We start from the raw sequence: 19,127 nt of genomic DNA, 5'->3' as shown, positions 1-19,127 counted from the left end.
AACAGCCGGCGTACGGGTCCGGCATGCGCTAAAGTGGCATGCAGCAACAAGTAACAAAGGAGTGCACCAATGCCAAATCGCGCCGAACGACGTGCCCAAGCCAAGCAGAACCGCAGGGGAGTGCCCCAACAGTACGACCAGACCAGAGGCCGTGGTCGTTCCGGCATGCTTGACGAATACCAGCTTCAGGAGAAGTCCCGTCGCCTGCAGGACGGCATCGACGGTCCATGGAAACCGACCGGCGGCAGCGTCGTGGAAAACGAAAGCCTGCTGACCACCAATCCGGATTACACAAATCCCAAGATGTTCAAGGCGCCGCATTCCGTGCGCCAGTGGTTCCGCGTGGCCAGCTGGGCGCTGATCGCATTGTCCGCAATCGCATTCCTTGTAGTCATGTGGCTGCCATCGCATCCGATGTGGCTCATCGCAACTGTTTCCACTGTCTTTGCCGTCGGTGTGCTTAGCCTGTTCTTCACGGCGGGTAACCCGAAGCATAATCCGAACCTCGATCAGAATGGTACGGCCGTCTGATGGTAAGGCGATGAACGCAGAGCGGGGCTGCATCCGATGGAAGGATGCAGCCCCGCTTTCGCATGCGAGTCACGAATGACGACACTATTCGTTCCTGGTTTATTGACCTCCTTGTTTGCATTTTTAGAAAAGATGCAAAACTTTGTGACACGAATGAAACAATCAGGCGTTTCCTTGGAAATTTGCCTTACAGTAGTGGTGGAACAACTGCCTGACTCGAAGAGGAGAGCACAGATATGAAGGTTGACATCCTTTCCCGTGAATATCCGCCCAAGGTGTACGGCGGCGCAGGCGTGCACGCAGAGGAGCTTTCCAAGGTTCTGGCGGAACGTGTGGATGTGACGGTTCGTGCATTTGACGGACCACGTGCCGAAAACGAGATTCCCGAAATCCCGGGTGACAATCCGAAAGGTTCGCTCAAGGTCGTCGGATACGACGTTCCCAAGGAACTCCAGGAAGCAAACGGCGCGCTGAAGACGTTCGGCGTCGATCTGCAGATCGCCGACGATGTGGACGCCGACATTATCCACGCGCACACGTGGTATGCATGCTTGGCCGGATACCTTGCCAAGATGCTGCACGGAACGCCGCTGGTCATCACCGCGCATTCCCTCGAACCGTTCCGCCCATGGAAGCGTGAGCAGTTGGGCGGCGGCTACGACCTGAGCTCGTGGGCTGAACGTGACGCATACGAGCACGCCGACCGCGTCATCGCCGTATCCGCCGGCATGCGCGAGGACATCCTGTCCGCATATCCGAATCTTGATCCCGACAAGGTGGTCGTGGTGCACAACGGCATCACCATGAGCCAGTTCGAAATCCCGGCTGACGACGATCCGGGCTGGAAGGTGTTCGAACGTTACAACATCGACCGTAATAAGCCCACACTCCTGTTCGTCGGCCGCATCACCAGACAGAAGGGTTTGCCGTACCTGCTGCAGGCGTTGCATTTCGTCGATCCGGGCATCCAGGTCGTGCTGTGCGCCGGCGCACCCGACACTCCGGAAATCATGAACGAGGTCAAAACCGCGTTCGCCAAGCTTGATGAGGAGCGCGGCAACATCATCTGGATCGAAGAGATGCTGCCGAAGCCGGAACTTAACGCGCTCGAACACGGTTGCGACGCGTTCATCTGCCCGTCCATTTACGAGCCACTCGGCATCGTGAACCTTGAAGCCATGGCCTGTGGTCTGCCCGTGGTGGCCTCCGCGACTGGCGGTATTCCCGAAGTCGTCGTCGACGGCGAAACCGGTTACCTCGTGCCCATCGACCAGTTGCACGACGGCACTGGCACCCCGACCAATCCAGACAAGTTCGTGCACGATATGGCCGACGCCATCAACCGCATCATGGCCGACCCCGAAAAGGCGAAGCGGATGGGCCAGTCCGGATACGAACGCGCACGCGACAGCTTCAGTTGGGAGTCGATCGCCGACAAGACCGTCAAGGTCTACGAGGACGTGCTTGCCGAGCAGGGCAAAGCCGCCGAATAGCCCGTTCGCCACGTAGATGATACGTGAACGCCTTTCGCCGGACGCATTATTCTGGCGGAAGGCGTTTTCATGACTGCAATCTGCACAATGGCAGGGGAGGAAGAATGTCGGAAAAGAACATCGCGCTGAAACTCACTGACGTGGAATTCCGTCGTCGTAAGCGTGTGATTCTCACCAAGGTCAATTTGGAAATCAACAAAGGTGAGAAATGGGTGTTGTTCGGTCCTAACGGTATCGGCAAATCAAGCTTGGTTCACATGATGAGCACCAGAGGCTTCCCGTCGGAAGGTACCGTCGACATTCTTGGCAACCGTCTCGGTAAAGTGGACGTGTTCTCCTACCGTAACCGCATCGGTTTGAGCTCCGCGGAACTGAGCCGTGCATTCCCGCCTCAGGAAGATCCGCTCGACGCCATCGTGACCGCATTGACCGCGACCACCGGCCGTTGGCGCGACACTTACACCGACAAAGATTATGCCAAGGCGCGCTCCCTGATGCGCGAATTCGGCATCGAATACCTCGAAGGCAAGATGATGTTCAAGCTTTCGGAAGGCGAACGTACGCGCGTGCTGATCTGCCGTGCGCTGATGGCCGATCCGGATTTGCTGATTCTGGACGAACCGACCACAGGACTCGACCTGGGTGGTCGTGAGATCGCGCTTCGTGCGTTGAGCAGGGTCGGTGCCGAACAATCAGACCGTGCCGTGGTATTGGTGACGCATCGTCTTGAGGAGATTCCGCAGGGATTCGACCATGTGGCGATCATGGGTAGAATCACCGGCAACGAAGCCGATGCTTATGCCGACAATGTGGCAGGCAACGATCCGGCCCCCGGAACCATCGTGTACACGGGCGACTTGGAACATGGCTTCACGTCCGCGCGCTTAAGCGAGGTGTTCGGCCTGAAGCTCGAGGTGACACACATGAACGGGCGCTGGAACGCGTACGCGCTGTAACTGGCGCTTTGCATGGCGGAACATGCTGTAGCATGAATAGCGCCAGACAGGCGGGTCTTGACCGTGCTGTCGCAATGATGGAATCCATGTTTGCAATGAAGGAGCGATTGATGCGTCGAGGACCGTTGACGACGGGCGAGAAAGTGCAGTTCACGGATCGCAGATCCAATAAGATCACCGACCAGCTGGTGCCTGGTGGCGTGACGCAGACCTCGCATGGCATCATTCTGCACGACGACGTGATTGGGCAGCTGGAGGGATCCGTGGTGGTTACGGTGAGCGCCAAACGCGAGACCCAGATCAACCAGGACCATCCGGAACGCGACGCCAACAAGCCTTGGAAGGGCACGCGCGCCATCGGTGGATGGCAGTTCGCGGTAATGCGTCCGAGGCTGGCCGACTATGTGCTGTCGATGCCTCGAGGCGCGCAGATCATGTATCCGAAGGACATTGCCCAGGTAATTCAGTTGGGCGACATCCGTTCCGGCATGAACGTGCTGGAATCCGGAGCCGGATCTGGCGCCATGAGCATCAACCTGCTGGACGCGGTGAGTGAGTCCGGCCGGCTGACCACCATCGAGATGCGGTCGGAATTCGCCCGCGTGGCCGAAGCGAACGCCACGGTCTATTTCGGAGGCCGCCCTGCTTGGTGGGATTTGAAAACTGGAGATTTCGACTCGGTGGCGGCCACGTTGCCGGAGCATTCCTTCGACCGCATCATGCTTGACATGCTCGACCCTTGGAACCGGCTTGAACAGGCGTATCGAGTGATCGCCCCCGGAGGCGTGCTCGTGGCGTATGTGACCACCACCACGCAGCTGAGTCGTATGGCGGAGGCGTTGCGCGAAGCCGGCTGCTGGACGGAACCGGACATCCAGGAAACGCTGGAACGTGACTGGAAGGCGCAGGGTTTGGCAATCCGCCCCGACCATCAGATGATCGGGCACACCGGTTTCCTTATGGTATCCCGTGCGATGGCTCCGGGATTCCAGGCGTTGCGCAAACGCGACCGTGCCACGAAAGACACGACCACGGATATCGATTCCCTGAGCGCCGAAGAACGTGCCGAACAGCTCGAAGACCTTGAACTGCGTGACATTTCCGACCGTAAGCTGCGCAAAGTGCTGCGCGATCTCGACGCGCAGGTCGAGGCTATCGGCGATTGATACGGTGATTCTTGCAAGTGTTCTGAGACAATAGTCGTGTGTGTTGCGTTGACGCGCATCGGATCGTTAAGGATTGGAGCATTCGTCCATGGGAACGAGCCTTAAGAAGGTTGCGAAGAAAGCCAAGGATTACAAATACGTGCTGCTGGTGATGCGCCACGCCAAGACCGAACCGTTCGGTGACGGCGGCGACGCCGGGCGCGAACTGACCGACAAGGGACGCAAGCAGGCGAAGGCCGTCGCCAAAGGCTTGGTCACGCACAAAATGGCGCCGACGCGTATCGCGTGCTCCAGCGCCACCAGAGCAAGACAGACATGCGACCGCATGCTCAAGGTGTTCGGCGACGACCCGAAGGTCGACTACCGCCAGAGCCTGTATGAGGGTGGAGTGCAGTCCGTGTTCGACGAGCTTGCGCAGACCAAGGAAAAGCATCGCGAATTGTTGGTGCTTGGCCATGAGCCCACCGTGTCGATCGCATGCCAGTGGCTGGCGAGTTCCGAATCGGATGCGACACTGCTCGAGCTGCTGAATCTGGGCATGTCGCCGGCTTCGCTCGCCGTATTCGGCTCGAACGAGCCGTTCAACCAATGGCAGTTGCACAGCGGCGAACTCATCGCATTGCTGACGGCCAAGGATTTTGAATAATTCCTTGTCGATCGGCATGATGTTGAGAGGCGTGAAACTATCGCGCCAACTGGTATAAACCATGCTTATAACGACACTCAAATTTTCTTAATGACTTATATCAAGGCGATTTGTGATAGCTTGAGCGGGTTGCATTGTTCATATCAGATGGAGGATTCATGTCCGTTCTCACTTCCGTCTCCGGTTTCCCTCGCATCGGCCAGAACCGCGAGCTGAAGAAGATTATCGAAGCTTATTGGAAGGGTGCCGCAACGCTCGACGACGTGCGCGCCACCGCCAAGGAGCTGCGCGCCAAGCATTGGAAGCTGCAGCAGGAAGCCGGAATCGATTTGATTCCGAGCAACGACTTCAGCTATTACGACCAAATGCTCGACACTGCCATCCTGCTGAACGTCATTCCGCAGCGCTACCAGCGCCTCGCCTTCGACAATCCCGAAGAGACGCTGTTCGCCATGGGCCGCGGCTACCAGGGAGACAAGGGCGACGTCACCGCGCTGCCGATGAAGAAGTGGTTCACCACCAACTACCACTATCTGGTGCCGGAAGTCGACGAAGCCACCGACATCAAGCTCAACAGCACCAAGCCGTTCGACGAATTCAACGAGGCGAAGGCGCTCGGCATCACCACCAAGCCGGTGCTCATCGGCCCGTACACCTTCCTCAAGCTCGCCCGCAATCCGCAGGCCGAAGAACTCGAATATGACAAGGGCCTGGTCAACGCGGTCGCCGCCGTCTACGCCGAGGTCGTGGCCAAGTTCGCCGAGCTGGGCGCCGAATGGATCCAGATCGACGAACCGTACCTCGTGCTCGACAAGGAGCCGGGCGACGTCGAACTGTTCAAGAGCCTGTACACCAAGATCCTGCCCGCACGCGACGGCAAGATTAAGGTGCTGCTCAACACCTACTTCGGCCACATCGCCGACGTGTATGAGACAGTCAACCTGCTCGCCTTCGACGGCATCGGACTCGACCTCAACGAAGGCAAGGACGAGAATCTCGCCGCCGTTGAAAAGTTCGGCGTCGCAGAGAGCACCACCATCTTCGCCGGTGTGGTCAACGGCCGCAACATCTGGCGCAACGATTACGCCGTCAGCCTTGGACTCGTCGACGCGCTGAAGAAGGTCACCGACAACGTGGCCGTCTCCACCGCAAGCTCCCTGCTGCATGTGCCGTTCAGCACCGAAGGTGAAGACGGTCTCGCCGATGATGTGCGCAAGCATTTCGCCTTCGCCGTTGAAAAGCTCGGCGAACTGCACGACCTCTCGGTTCTCGCCGACGCCAGCGAGGAAGACAAGAAGGCATCCGGGGCATTGGCCGCCAACCAGGCGCTCTTCGACGGTACCCGCGTTGCCGCCGACAAGAACGTGGCGGAACGTCTCGCAGCTCTGACCGACTCGGACTTCGTGCGTCAGCCGGCACGTGCCGAACGTCAGAAGGCACAGCGTGAGGCGTTGAACCTGCCGTTGCTGCCGACCACCACCATCGGATCCTTCCCGCAAACCAAGGAAGTGCGCGCCGAACGCGCCAGACTGCGCAAGGGCGAAATCACCAAGACTGAATACGACGAATACATGAAGGCGCAGATCGACGCCTGCATCAAGCATCAGGAGCAGATCGGCCTTGACGTGCTTGTGCACGGCGAATTCGAGCGTAACGATATGGTCGAATACTTCGGTCAGAACCTCAACGGTTTCCTGTTCACCAAGAACGCTTGGGTGCAGTCCTATGGCACCCGTTGTGTGAAGCCTCCGATCGTATGGGGCGACGTGTCCCGCGCCAACCCGATTACCGTGGAATGGAGTGCCTACGCGCAGTCCCGTACCAGTCATGTGATGAAGGGCATGCTCACCGGCCCGGTCACTATTCTCAACTGGTCCTGGCCGCGCGAGGACATCACCCACGAGCAGCAGACCCAGCAGCTGGCCCTCGCCATCCGCGACGAAGTGCTCGATCTCGAAGCCGCTGGCATCAAGGTCATCCAGATCGACGAGGCCGCCCTGCGTGAAAAGCTGCCGCTCAGGAAGACCGACTGGCACAAGAAGTACCTCGACTGGGCCATTCCGGCATTCCGACTGGTGCACTCCGCGGTCAAGCCGACCACGCAGATCCACACCCACATGTGCTATTCGGAATTCAACGACATCATCACCGACATCGACGCCATGGACGCCGACGTGATTTCCTTCGAAGCTTCCCGCGGCGATCTCGTGGTGCTCGACGCCATTCACGACGCCAACTTCGAAACCGAAGCTGGCCCGGGCGTCTACGACATCCACTCGCCGCGCATCCCGTCCGAAGCCGAAATCGAGGAACGCATCTACGAAATCCTCAAGAAGATGGACGTCGAAAAGGTGTGGATCAACCCCGACTGCGGTTTGAAGACCCGCGGCAACGCCGAAACCTGGCCAAGCCTTGAAAACCTCGTGGCCGCAGCCCAGGCTGTGCGTGCCAAGCTGACCAAATAAGGCGAAACGTTAGGAACAAGACGACAGCCATGCATTCGCCAATGTTCTCGCTCGAGGTGTTCCCTCCGAAGCGAACCTCCCCTGTAGGCACCATCTACGACACGTTGGATGGCCTGCAGGGGTTGGACCCCGATTTCATTTCCGTCACCTACGGCACCGGCAAATCATCCGACCGTACATTGACCGCGCGCATCGCCCACACGGTAAGCGAATACGGCATCCCCAGCGTGGCCCATCTGACCGCGCAGTATCTGAACAAGGATGACGTCGACCAGGCACTCGACATGTTCGAACAGGCCAAGGTCTCCGGCGTGCTCGCCTTGCGTGGCGACCGCATCGACGGTGCCGAACCGGCAGGAGTGTTCGAACATGCCAGCGATCTGGCCGCATATATCCGCCAACAGCGCCCGGGCATGAAGATCTACGGCGCCTGCTATCCGGAAAAGCACCCGCAGGCGGCAACGCTGGAAGAAGACATCGACAATCTCAAAAAGAAAGTCGACGCCGGCGTGACGCACCTGATTTCGCAACTGTTCTACGACAACGAGGACTTCCTGAGATTCCTCGACAAAGCGAGGGCCGCAGGCGTCGATGCGCCGATCGAAGCGGGCATCATGCCAGTCATGAACGCGAAATCGGTGTTGAACATGTCGAGCAAATGTCAGTCGAAGATCCCCGAAAAACTCAGCATTATGCTTGATAAATGGGGAAGCGACAAGGCTTTGCTTAAAGAGGCGGGTATCGCTTACGCATCCGAGCAGATCTGCGATCTAGTGGCGCGGGGCGTCGACGGTGTGCACCTGTATACGATGAACCATCCATGCGTCAGCAGACGTATTTGGTCCAACGTCAAACCATTCTTCGTCTGATTCCGGACGATGCAACAAACATCAGGGGCGGTTGCGGGTATTTCGCAACCGCCCCTGGTTTTATACGGTTACTATAGAAACCATGACTTCCATGCAACACAAGTTCGGAGCGCTCGATCTGATTCGAGCAGGGCTGCAAGATCTCGACAAAGCTCGCACATTGTTCGATGAGCTGCACAATGACGGCATTGACGATGACAGAATGCGACTGCTGCTGACAACGCTGGAAAAAGCATGCGATCCTGACGTCGCACTCAGCAACCTGGTGGACATCATCAAAGTGGTGCAAAGCCAAGGTGAGGATTTCACCAACATCATCGCCGATGAGAACTCTTTCATACGACTGATTACCGTGCTTGGCGTATCCGATGAAATGGGCAAGCTCATGCGATTCCGTCCCGAACTCGTGGAGGCCGCGGCCAATGACGCCTGCGAAAGCCATCTTTACAATCACGAACAGCGCAGAGTGCATGTGCTCAAATCGGTAGGAGCCGATCCCAATGACCATACCATGCCGACCGCAAGCCTGCCACTTGCCGAAGCTGCGACGGCGCTACGTAAAACCTATCGCGAACAACTCGCCGCAATCATGGCACAAGATGCCACGGCGAACGATCCCATCGAAATCCAACCGCGCATCAGCACCGAACTGTCCGACCTTGCGGACGCGGCGCTTGAAGGCGCGCTCGCCATCGCACGCCATGAAGTGGACGGCAGTGAACACGTGCGTTTCGCCATCATCGGCATGGGTAAACTGGGCGCACGGGAGCTCAACTATGTATCCGACGTGGACCTGATCTACGTGGTGGAACCCGCCGACGCGGACACCAATGGCATGACGCTCAGCCGAGTCGGAACCAAAATGGCGACCACCCTGCAACGCGTATGCCAATCCGTCATTATGGGCGTCGCCGAACCGACGCTTTGGCAGATCGACGGCGGATTGCGCCCCGAAGGCAAGGATGGTCCACTGGTACGCCGGCTCGAATCCCATGAAGCCTATTATGAGCAATGGGCGGAAAACTGGGAATTCCAAGCCCTGCTCAAAGCACGCCCGGTAGCAGGCGATTCTGACCTCGGCCAAGCGTATATGAGCATGACCCGACCGTTTGTCTGGACCGCATCCAAACGAGACAACTTCGTCTACGACTGCCAGCAGATGCGCAAACGTGTCGAAGATCTTATTCCCAACCCGCTCAAAGACCGCGAAATCAAACTCGGCAGGGGAGGTCTGCGCGACGTCGAATTCACCGTGCAGATGCTCCAACTCGTGCACGGACGCTCCGACGAAGCATTGCGTACCAGCTCCACACTCGAATCCCTACAGGCCTTGGCCGAAGGCGGATACGTATCACGCAAACAAGCCAAAAAGCTCTCATGGGACTACCGATTCGAACGCGTACTGGAACACCGCCAGCAAATGTGGGCGCTCAAACGCACCCACCTGTTCCCGGACCTCGGCAAAGCCAGCACGGGAGGCCTTGAACGCAAACGAGACATCACCATCGACGAGCTAAACCAAAATCTCGAACTACGACGACTCGCACGCGCATTCCACATGCATCCCGAAGAACTCGTCAACAAATATGATGAGACACGTCGCGAAGTACGCCACCTGCACATGGACATCTACTACAGGCCCATGCTGCCCATCAACGCGGGACTTGACGACGAACAGGTGGAACTCTCCGCAAAAGCTACGCAGGAACGATTCGAATCCATCGGATTCGCCGACGCCGACGCGGCCATGCGCCACGTCACCGCACTCACCGCAGGCGTCTCCCGAGCCGCGAAAATCAACCGCATCCTGCTGCCCGCGGCGCTGCAATGGCTCGGCGAAGGGCAGAATCCAGACATGGGACTGCTCAACTGGCGCAAACTCGAAGAAAACTTCGGTTCCGAAAGCGAATACCTCGGATTCCTACGCGACTCACCATCCGCGGCACAACGCCTATGCCACATACTATCCAACTCACGATTCCTCGGCGACGCACTCAACAAATCCGTCGAATCCGTCACCTGGCTCGGCAACGACGAATCCCTGCAACCACGCTCGCGCGAAAGCCTCAATATCCAAACCAAAGCAACGCTCGAACGCAATGCCGGCAACATCAACGACTTCGCCAACTCCATCCGAGCCATGCGCAGACACGAAATCGAACGCATCGGCCTCGCATGGATGAGCGGCGTGATCGACGATGAAGCATCGCTCGCCGGCATGACCGACGTATACGACGCGGCCATCGAAGCGTCACTGCAATGGTCCATCCGACATCGCATCAACGACATGCAACTCGAACAAGCGCCCGCCGCGATCGCCATCATCGGCATGGGACGTTACGGCGGCAAGGAAGTCAACTTCAGTTCCGACGCTGACGTGATCATCATCTACCGGCCAGCCGAAGGCGCCGACGACACCCAAGCCAACCTCTTCGCACGCAAAGTGCAGGAAGACCTACGCGCGATCCTGCAAGGCCCAACCACATTCGAACAAAAAATCGAACTCGACATGGACCTTAGACCCGAAGGCAAAAACGGACCACTCGTACGATCCTACGCATCCTGCGAGGAATACTACCGATCCTGGGCAAGCACATGGGAACACCAGGCACTGCTACGCGCCCGATACGCGGCAGGCGACGCGGCGCTCGCCGAGGATTTCCTGATGAACATCGCCGATCCGTTGCGTTATCCGAAAATCGATCTTACGGAAACGCAGATCTCTGAAATCCGCAAGCTTAAGGCGCGTATGGAGGCCGAACGTCTGCCACGCGGCGTACGCAGGGATCGCCATCTGAAACTCGGCAAGGGTGGACTATCGGATGTTGAGTGGACGATTCAACTGTTGCAATTGCAGCATGCGGGAAACAACGCCAACCTGCGCGTCAACGGTACGTTGCTGGCGTTGGACGAGCTGGAACATCGCAAGCTGATTTCCGCTGGCGACGCTGTGGTGTTGCGTAAGGCATGGCGCATGTGCACGGCTGCACGCAACGGCAGCTACCTGTGGAGCGGACGCGTCAATCAGGCCGATATTCTGCCGGACGATTCATATTCGCTGGGAGGTATCGCCGTATGCCTCGGATACGATGCAAATCGCGGTCAGCATTTCGAGAACGATCTGCTTGCAGTAATGCGCAAGGCCCGCGACGTAACGGAACGCCTGTTCTACGGCCGTTCGTGAGCTGGGAAGTTAACGGCGAGGAACATGTTGTGACCGTCGGATCGAGGCCATACGGCTCTGACGAATGTGCTGGATCAAGGCTTCTGCCTATGGAAGGACGGAGACCGCTCCACGAGTATTCGTGAACACGCGGTGAACCGTCAGGGTCTGCATTTCAGGCTATAGTTGGCTAGGTCACTTCGAGTGGCCACCTTCAACCACAAGTTGCATGAAAGGTGAGCCGTTGTCTTCAGTACTCGAGCAGGCGGTTGAAACGCCGATGGTAGGAAAAAGCGTCATCACATTGGATGATCTTTCCATTCGCCAGATTCAGGAATTACTCCACAAGGCGCAGTACATTGATTCTCATCGTAAAGAAGTGGCGCACACCTGCGATGGCAGGGTGCTCGCCACTTTGTTTTATGAGCCCAGCACTCGTACGCGTCTGAGCTTCGAAACCGCCATGCTCCGACTCGGTGGCAAGGTGATCGGCTTCGCCGGCGCCCAGCTCGCTTCCGTGACCAAGGGTGAAACCATTTCGGACACTCTGAAAACCGTGTCTAACTACGTGGATGTGGTGGCGATTCGCCACCCGAAGGAGGGTGCTGCGCTCGTGGCGTCCCGCGCTGCTTCCGTGCCGGTCATCAACGCCGGCGACGGCGGGCACATGCACCCCACACAGACCTTGGCTGATTTGGCGACGCTACAGTCGCGCTTCGGTCGCGTGAACAATCTGACCGTCGGTCTGTGCGGCGATCTTACCTTCGGCCGTACCGTGCACTCCCTGATCGAAACCCTGTGCCGTTTCGGCAATGTGAACTTCGTGCTGATCAGCCCGGACGAGCTCAAGACCCCCCAGTACGTGCTCGACCGCATCAATGCGACCGACTCCTGCTCTTACACGGAAGTCAAAGATCTGGTTTCGGTGATTGGCGATCTCGACGTGCTGTACATGACCCGTGTGCAGAAGGAACGCTTCTTCAACGAAGACGATTATCTGCGACTGCGCGACACCTACATTCTCGATGAAGCCAAGATGGCTTACGCCAAGAAAGACATGGCTGTGCTGCACCCGTTGCCGCGAGTCAACGAAATCGCCGTTGAAGTGGATGACGACCCACGCGCCGCCTACTTCGAACAGGTCAAGAACGGCATGCTCATGCGCATGGCATTGGAAAGCTCGGTGGTTGGAGACGAACTGCCGGGATATGAACCGCTTGAATCCAAGGAGGTTGCGGCCTGATGGAAGTCACCAGCATTCAGAACGGAATCATCATCGACCATGTGCCTGCCGGCACCGCACTCAAGGTACTTGAATACCTGAAAATTGATCCGGCTAAGACCAAGCTCGCGCTGATCATGAACACCGACAGCCATATGTTCGGAACCAAAGACATCATCAAAATCGAAAGCGAAGAGGAAGCCGAAACCATCGACCTTGACGTGCTCGGCCTTGTGGCACGCACCGCGACCGTAGGCATTGTGCGCGGCGGTAAAATCGTAGAGAAAAAGCAGCCTACACTGCCGGAACATGTGGTCAATATCATCAAATGCGTGAACCCGCGCTGCGTGACTACCACCGAGCCGGCCGTGCAGATGTTCCATCTGGTGCATTCCGACCGTCAGGAATACCGCTGCGACTACTGCGACGAGGAAGCGAAGCTCTGACCCATGACTCTCACCCTTCACGACATCAAGGTTTGGAATACCGGTGAAGTCATCGACCTGATCGTCCCATCCGACGCTGATAAAACGGTGGACGCTTCGGCCATGACCATCGCCCCGGGATTCGAAGATCCCCACGTCCACTTCCGCGATCCGGGCCAGACCTACAAGGAATCCATGGTTTCCGGCTGCGCGGCCGCCGCCTCTGGCGGATACACGAACGTGCTTATTATGCCGAACACCGTTCCCGCCATGGATGGCGTGAAGGTGACGGCGGGGGAACCGGGTGCCAGCGAAGTGCTCGACGCCGGTTTCGACACGGTCATCGACTATTTGCAGCATTACGAACAAGCCCATGATGTGACCTTGCCGGTACGTTATGACCTGTGCGTATGCGCTTCCAAAGGGCGTGCAGGCAAGGAAGCGACTGACGTGGCCGACTGGATCGGCTATCTGCCGGAACACGATGACGACAACAAGGATGCCTACCAGCTGGCCCACCCGGTGACCGCCATCAGCGATGACGGTTCCGCGGTAACACCGGAAATCCTTGACCAAGTGTTCGACAACGTCAAGGAATCAGGTTTGTACCTGATCGAGCATTGCGAACACCACGACACCGGAGCGGTCAACGAAGGTCCCGTATCACGAGAACTGGGTGTCCCCGGCATTCCCGAAGACACCGAACTGAAGATCGTCGAACGTGACATTGAGATGGCACGTAAGACCGGCGTGCACGTGCACTTCCAGCATGTCAGCACTGCGATTTCCTTCGACGCAATTCGCAAGGCCAAAGCTGAAGGATTGCCAATTACGTGCGAAACCGCACCGCATTATGTTGCGCTGTGCGATGAGGCGTTATTGAAATACGGCACGCTTGCCAAGATGAATCCGCCGTTGCGCTCCGAAGAGGATCGCAAGGCAACCATCGCAGCCGTAGCTGACGGCACCGTCGATCTGCTGGCCACCGACCATGCGCCACACACCATGGAAGAGAAGGAGCTCGGATTCCTTGACGCTCCGAACGGCATCATCGGCCTTGAATGCGCGTACGGCGTCTGCCACAAGATTCTTGTGGACGGTGGTTTCATTTCCGACGAACGTTTGATCGAACTCATGTCGACCGCGCCTGCCGAACTTATGGGGCACGACAAGACCGACCTGACGGCCGTGCTGGACGAATACGCGGACGCCGTTCCGGGAGACGACGACACCAAACGTGTGCTGGACCTCGGCAAGGTTCCGGCAGACGACAATGTTGATCTGGTAGTGCTTAACACCAACGAGGAATGGACCGTGGATCCTGAACGATTCCATTCCTCGGCTCGAAACACCCCATTCGGCGGATGGCAGGTCACCGGCCGTCCACTCGCCACCATCATCGGTTCGAAGCTGGCCTTCAGCCGTATCGATAAGGAGGATTGATGGATCGTCTGATTGAAGCGATTGAAGACAAGCAGAATCCGAGCGTTGTGGGACTTGACCCGACTGAAGCGCTCGTGCCAGCGCAAATCGTTGCAAGCTTCGCCGAGGAAATCAACGAACAGGTCGAAGACCCGGCGGAGGCACCTGCCATGCAGCTTTCCGTGGCCTTCTTCGAATTCAACCGCGCCATCATCGACGCCGTCGCAGACATCGTGCCTGCGGTTAAACCGCAGATCGCCATGTATGAGGCGCTCGGTCCGGCAGGTATCGACGCTTACACTATGACCTGCGAATACGCCAAGCAGCAGGGATTGTATGTGCTCGGCGATGTCAAGCGCGGAGACATCGGCTCCACCGCAGCCGCATATGCTCATCACCTCAGCGGTGTAGGATTGGGCGACACCGCCTACGATCCATGGCATGAGGATGCGGTGACCGTGAACCCATACCTCGGCACCGATGGCATCACGCCGTTCGTCGACGCCGCCACCGCCAACGACAAAGACATCTTCGTGCTTGTGCGCACCTCCAACCCGTCCAGCAGCGAACTGCAGGAACTTGAACTCGCTTCTGGCGAACGCGTATACGAGCATGTTGCCGATCTGGTGGAAAGCTGGGGAGCGGAAACCATTGGCAAGAACGGCTATTCACACGTTGGCGCGGTTGTCGGAGCCACCCACCCGGAGGAAGGCAAGGCATTGCGCGCACGTATGCCGCACACGTTCTTCCTAGTACCGGGCTACGGTGCACAGGGCGGTACCGCGCAGGGTGTGGCCGGCATGTTCGACCGCGACGGTATGGGTGCTCTCGTCAACTCGTCCCGAGGCATTATCGGAGCATGGAAGAAGTCCGGTAAGTATTCCGAATCCATGAGCGCCGACGATGCTTTGGACCTGGTCGCCGAATCGGCGCGTGAAGCAGCCAAAGACATGCGTGACAATCTGCGTGCAGTCCTGCCGTAACCTGCCGACGCGCCAACTGTTCAATCTAAAAAACAACCATCAACCATCGAACGTAATAGAGAGGGAGTTCATGACCACCGCAACAACGTTCGTTCCGACCGTTGCCGAGGCGACTTCGGCAGGCTTTTTCCCAAGCCGGCATGAAGTCGAGGTCGTTGACAATCAGGAACTGACCGACGGCGTGTACCGTTTGACGTTCCGTGACGAATACATCGCCAGCCATGCCAGACCGGCGCAGTTCGTCGACGTATATTCCAATGATCCAAGCAAGCTGATGCCGCGTCCGTTCGGCGTGTGCGAAACCAACGGCGATGAAGTCAGCCTCATATTCGCCGTGGTGGGCAAAGGTACCGCCGAATTCGCACAGCTGAAGCCGGGGGACACCATTCGTGTGATGGGTCCGCTCGGCAATTCGTTCAAAACCAAGGAGCCCGCCAATTATGTGCTGGTTGCCGGCGGCTTGGGTGTGCCTCCGCTCGTATGCGCGGCGCAGCATATCGCCGGTGTCGAAGGCGCGGCCAGCACTGCGGTGTTCGGCTACCGTAACGTGCATTTCGGTGACGAATACGTGGGCAAGTATGCCGACAAGGTGTACAGCATCGACGAGAGCGAAGGCAATGTGATCACCCTGCTTGATCGCATCGAAGGCGAACTGCTTGGTGGCGAGCTCAAGCCGGTGATCCTGACCTGCGGTCCTCTACCGATGATGAAGGCCGTGGCCGCATGGGCTGCAAAGCGTGACATGGCATGCCAGCTGAGCTTGGAACAGCGCATGGGCTGCGGCTATGGCACATGCGTGCTGTGCACGGTCGACACATTGGATGGACGTTTGAAGGTCTGCTCCGACGGTCCGGTCTTTACTCGCGAACGTTTGGGATGGGGTGAATGAGATGAGCGACAATACCCAGCATGAGAACCTGTACGGCCCGTACGAATGGAAGCATCCCACGCAGGTGGCGGGCGTGCCGTGGAAGAATCCGGTCGCCACGGCTTCCGGCACCTTCCAGTATGCGGCGGTTCGCTGGTTCTACGATGTGAGCCAACTGGGCGCGGTCACCACCAAGGGAGTCTCTCCGGTGCCGTGGGAGGGCAATCCCGGCGTCCGTACCGCCGAAGGCCCATCCAGCAACATCAACGCGGTCGGACTGCAGAACCCGGGCGTGGATCATTATCTGGAAGACGACCTGCCCAAGCTCAAAGCCATCAACGCCACGGTCATCGCCAATGTGGCCGGCCACTGCGATGACGACTATATCGAAGTCGTATCCAAGCTGAACGATTCTCCTGCAGATATGCTGGAAATCAACGTGAGCTGCCCGAATGTGTCAGCCGGAGGCATGAGCGTCGGCACAGATCCGGTGGCATTGAGCCGTCTGATCACCCGACTGCGCAAGCTCACCGATAAGAAGATGATCGTCAAGCTTACGCCGAACGTCACCGACATCACCGTGCCTGCCCGCGCGGCCGTGGAAAGCGGCGCCGACGCGCTGAGCATGATCAACACGCTGCTCGGCATGCGCATCAACATTCGTACCGGCGAGCCGATCATCGACCATGTGACCGGCGGTGTTTCCGGACCGGCCGTGCTGCCGATGGGTCTCGTGGCCGTGTGGAAGACCCGTTCCGCATTGCCAGACATTCCGATCATCGGCATCGGCGGCGTCGATTCCGGCGAGAAGGCGCTCGAATACCTGTATGCCGGAGCGAACGCCGTGGAAGTCGGCGCGGCCGCGCTGTTCGAACCGACCGCACCATTGCGTGTGGCCCGTGAACTTGACGATCTGCTCGACGCACGTCCCGAACTCGCAGACAAGCTTGCCAAGGGCGAAACTTGGCGCTGACCTCGATCATTCATCAAAGGAGCATGACATGACTGAATCCCTCGACCACCGTTTTACCAAGTTCCTGCTGGACGCACAGGCGCTGAAATTCGGCGAGTTCACGCTTAAGTCCGGCCGCAAGTCACCGTATTTCATCAATGCCGGCGCATTCAACGACGGACGTAAGATCGCCACGCTCGGCGCCTTCTACGCGGAGAAGATCGCTGCGGAAATCGAAGCAGGCAATCTGCCGAACGACATCGACACCATTTTCGGTCCTGCCTACAAGGGCATTCCGCTGGGCGTCTCCACCGCGATCGCTCTGACTTCCGACCACGGTATGGAAGTCGGCTACACCTTCGACCGCAAGGAGAAGAAGGATCATGGCGACGGCGGCATGATGGTCGGCACCCAGCTGACCGACGGCATGAAGGTGCTGCTCGTCGACGATGTGATGACCGCAGGCACCGCAGTACGCGAGGTCATTCCCAAGCTCAAGGCCGAAGCGAATGTTGAGGTTGTCGGCTTGGTGCTTTCCGTGGATCGTATGGAAAAGACCAAGAATTCCGACACGTCCGCGGTGAAGGCCGTCGAAGCAGAGTTCGGCTTCCCGGTGTTCGCCATCGCCAACGTGCGTGAGATCTTCGAGGCCGGACAGCATATCGAAACCGCTGACGGTACCGCGTACGTGACCGACGAGATCAAGGCTGCTGCCGACGCCTATCTGGAGCAGTATGGCGCCTGAATTCTATAGGTGAATCGTATAGGCGAATCCTATAGTCGAGCACATAAAAAAGTGCCTCGCACCAATCGAAAGCATCGGTGTGAGGCACTTTTCATATCTCATATCAGAGTGCATCCGGTCGATCAGTGCATTCAGTCGATAAGATTGTATCCATGGTCGGTCACCACCGACTTGAGCTTCTCCAAATAGTTTTCCGCGGCCTTCGACAGCTTCGCGCGCTCGTTCGTGATCCAGCCGACCAACATGGTCTCATCGGTGTCAAGCGGCACGGTCACGATTTTCTCATTGTTGAGATCGCCGTTGTCAATGCCGGTGCACACGGTGTAGCCGTTCAGACCGATGATGAAGTTCAGAATCGTCGCACGGTCGGTCACGTTGATCTGCTTGGGGGAGTATTCCGGCCAGACCGCCTCTTCGGCGAAGAAGAAGCTGCCTTCCTCGCCCTGCTCGTACTGGATGAACGGGAACGGCTTCAAGTCGTCCATCGTGACTTTTTTCTTGCCAGCCAGCGGATTGTTGCGCGAAATGAACACATGCAATGGAGCACGGAACAGTGGATGGAATTCCAAATGCTTTTCACGCAACATCTTGCCGATCACGTCTTTATTGAAATCGGACAGGTAGATGATGCCGATTTCGGAAAGCATGTTCGCCACTTGGTTGATGATGTCTTTGGTGCGCGTCTCACGAATGGTGAACTCGTATTCGTCGGATTTGATGGAGTTGATCATTTCCACGAACGCTTCGACGGCGAATATGTAATGCTGTGTGGACACGGAGCACAGCTGCTTGCGTGGCTTCGCGTTCTTGTAACGTTCTTCGAGCAGTGACGCCTGATCGAGCACCTGGCGCGCGTAGGTGAGGAATTCCGCTCCGTCCACGGTCAAGGCGATGCCTTGCGACGAGCGGGTGAAGATTTCGATGCCAAGCTCGTTTTCGAGTTCCTTCACAGACGAGCTCAACGCGGGCTGTGACACGTATAATTCGTGCGAGGCTTCGTTCATGGAACCGCATTCCACGATTTTCACAATATATTTCAGCTGAAGAAGAGTCATAAACTCAGGTTAGAGCCATGTGCTGACCGTGGGGGAGTGCTTATACCCTCTTGTCTGGATAGTGGACTGCCGACCGCAGCGAATCAACAACAGTGCCGGCAGCATGTCAATGTCAATAATCGAATAAGCGGGATTGCCGGCCTTCTTAAAAAGCTGACAATCCCGC

16 protein-coding genes are annotated in these 19,127 nt (G+C 57.8%); 15 read left to right on the top strand and 1 reads right to left on the bottom strand.

Annotated features, from left to right (window positions below):
* The first annotated feature begins 69 nt into the window (after positions 1-69).
* The 15 genes from NBH13_RS01335 (at position 70) to pyrE (ending at position 17,906) form a co-directional block, all read left to right on the top strand.
* Positions 70-531, top strand: a complete 462-nt coding sequence (locus tag NBH13_RS01335) for a Yip1 family protein (RefSeq protein ID WP_099570610.1) — start codon at positions 70-72, stop codon at positions 529-531.
* A gap of 236 nt (positions 532-767) precedes the next feature.
* Positions 768-2,024: a glycogen synthase gene (gene glgA / locus NBH13_RS01330; protein WP_250778581.1), complete on the top strand. Its 1,257-nt coding sequence runs from the start codon at positions 768-770 to the stop codon at positions 2,022-2,024.
* Positions 2,025-2,128: 104 nt separating this feature from the next.
* A complete protein-coding gene (locus tag NBH13_RS01325) occupies positions 2,129-2,980 on the top strand; it encodes an ABC transporter ATP-binding protein (RefSeq protein WP_144165597.1) in 852 nt (283 codons plus the stop codon).
* A 110-nt stretch (positions 2,981-3,090) separates the two neighbouring features.
* Positions 3,091-4,146: a tRNA (adenine-N1)-methyltransferase gene (locus NBH13_RS01320; RefSeq protein ID WP_144165595.1), complete on the top strand. Its 1,056-nt coding sequence runs from the start codon at positions 3,091-3,093 to the stop codon at positions 4,144-4,146.
* A gap of 88 nt (positions 4,147-4,234) precedes the next feature.
* Complete coding sequence (locus NBH13_RS01315) at positions 4,235-4,792, top strand: SixA phosphatase family protein (protein ID WP_144171381.1); 558 nt, start codon at positions 4,235-4,237, stop codon at positions 4,790-4,792.
* A 158-nt stretch (positions 4,793-4,950) separates the two neighbouring features.
* The gene (gene metE / locus NBH13_RS01310; RefSeq protein ID WP_099570605.1) at positions 4,951-7,257 is read left to right on the top strand and encodes a 5-methyltetrahydropteroyltriglutamate--homocysteine S-methyltransferase; all 2,307 of its coding nucleotides are present in this window, start codon (positions 4,951-4,953) and stop codon (positions 7,255-7,257) included.
* Between the two features lie 29 nt (positions 7,258-7,286).
* Positions 7,287-8,126 carry a methylenetetrahydrofolate reductase [NAD(P)H] gene (gene metF, locus NBH13_RS01305; protein WP_099570604.1) on the top strand — a complete coding sequence of 280 codons (840 nt, stop codon included), beginning with the start codon at positions 7,287-7,289 and terminating at the stop codon, positions 8,124-8,126.
* A gap of 91 nt (positions 8,127-8,217) precedes the next feature.
* Positions 8,218-11,310: a bifunctional [glutamine synthetase] adenylyltransferase/[glutamine synthetase]-adenylyl-L-tyrosine phosphorylase gene (locus tag NBH13_RS01300; protein ID WP_250778864.1), complete on the top strand. Its 3,093-nt coding sequence runs from the start codon at positions 8,218-8,220 to the stop codon at positions 11,308-11,310.
* Positions 11,311-11,518: 208 nt separating this feature from the next.
* Positions 11,519-12,532 carry an aspartate carbamoyltransferase gene (gene pyrB / locus NBH13_RS01295; RefSeq protein WP_099572011.1) on the top strand — a complete coding sequence of 338 codons (1,014 nt, stop codon included), beginning with the start codon at positions 11,519-11,521 and terminating at the stop codon, positions 12,530-12,532.
* Positions 12,532-12,957, top strand: coding sequence for an aspartate carbamoyltransferase regulatory subunit (locus NBH13_RS01290; RefSeq protein WP_099572012.1), 426 nt, complete (start codon positions 12,532-12,534; stop codon positions 12,955-12,957). The genes pyrB and NBH13_RS01290 overlap by 1 nt, the downstream gene beginning before the upstream one ends.
* Before the next feature lie 3 nt (positions 12,958-12,960).
* Positions 12,961-14,379 (top strand): dihydroorotase, encoded by a 1,419-nt coding sequence (locus NBH13_RS01285; RefSeq protein WP_144090657.1) that lies wholly within the window; start codon positions 12,961-12,963, stop codon positions 14,377-14,379.
* A complete protein-coding gene (gene pyrF, locus NBH13_RS01280) occupies positions 14,379-15,341 on the top strand; it encodes an orotidine-5'-phosphate decarboxylase (protein WP_099572014.1) in 963 nt (320 codons plus the stop codon). The genes NBH13_RS01285 and pyrF overlap by 1 nt, the downstream gene beginning before the upstream one ends.
* 70 nt (positions 15,342-15,411) lie before the next feature.
* Entirely contained in the window at positions 15,412-16,230 is an 819-nt protein-coding gene (locus tag NBH13_RS01275; RefSeq protein ID WP_250778579.1) for a dihydroorotate dehydrogenase electron transfer subunit, read from the top strand.
* 1 nt (position 16,231) lies between these two features.
* Positions 16,232-17,182: a dihydroorotate dehydrogenase gene (locus NBH13_RS01270; RefSeq protein WP_099572016.1), complete on the top strand. Its 951-nt coding sequence runs from the start codon at positions 16,232-16,234 to the stop codon at positions 17,180-17,182.
* A 28-nt stretch (positions 17,183-17,210) separates the two neighbouring features.
* Positions 17,211-17,906 carry an orotate phosphoribosyltransferase gene (gene pyrE / locus NBH13_RS01265; RefSeq protein ID WP_099572017.1) on the top strand — a complete coding sequence of 232 codons (696 nt, stop codon included), beginning with the start codon at positions 17,211-17,213 and terminating at the stop codon, positions 17,904-17,906.
* A 131-nt stretch (positions 17,907-18,037) separates the two neighbouring features.
* Here pyrE and NBH13_RS01260 read toward each other — a convergent pair whose 3' ends face one another.
* The gene (locus tag NBH13_RS01260) at positions 18,038-18,961 is read right to left on the bottom strand and encodes a LysR family transcriptional regulator (protein WP_250778577.1); all 924 of its coding nucleotides are present in this window, start codon (positions 18,959-18,961) and stop codon (positions 18,038-18,040) included.
* Positions 18,962-19,127 lie beyond the last annotated feature (166 nt).

This window comes from Bifidobacterium intestinale, from assembly GCF_023656765.1.
GTDB lineage: Bacteria > Actinomycetota > Actinomycetes > Actinomycetales > Bifidobacteriaceae > Bifidobacterium > Bifidobacterium hominis.
This window is presented reverse-complemented; position numbering and strand designations above follow the sequence as displayed.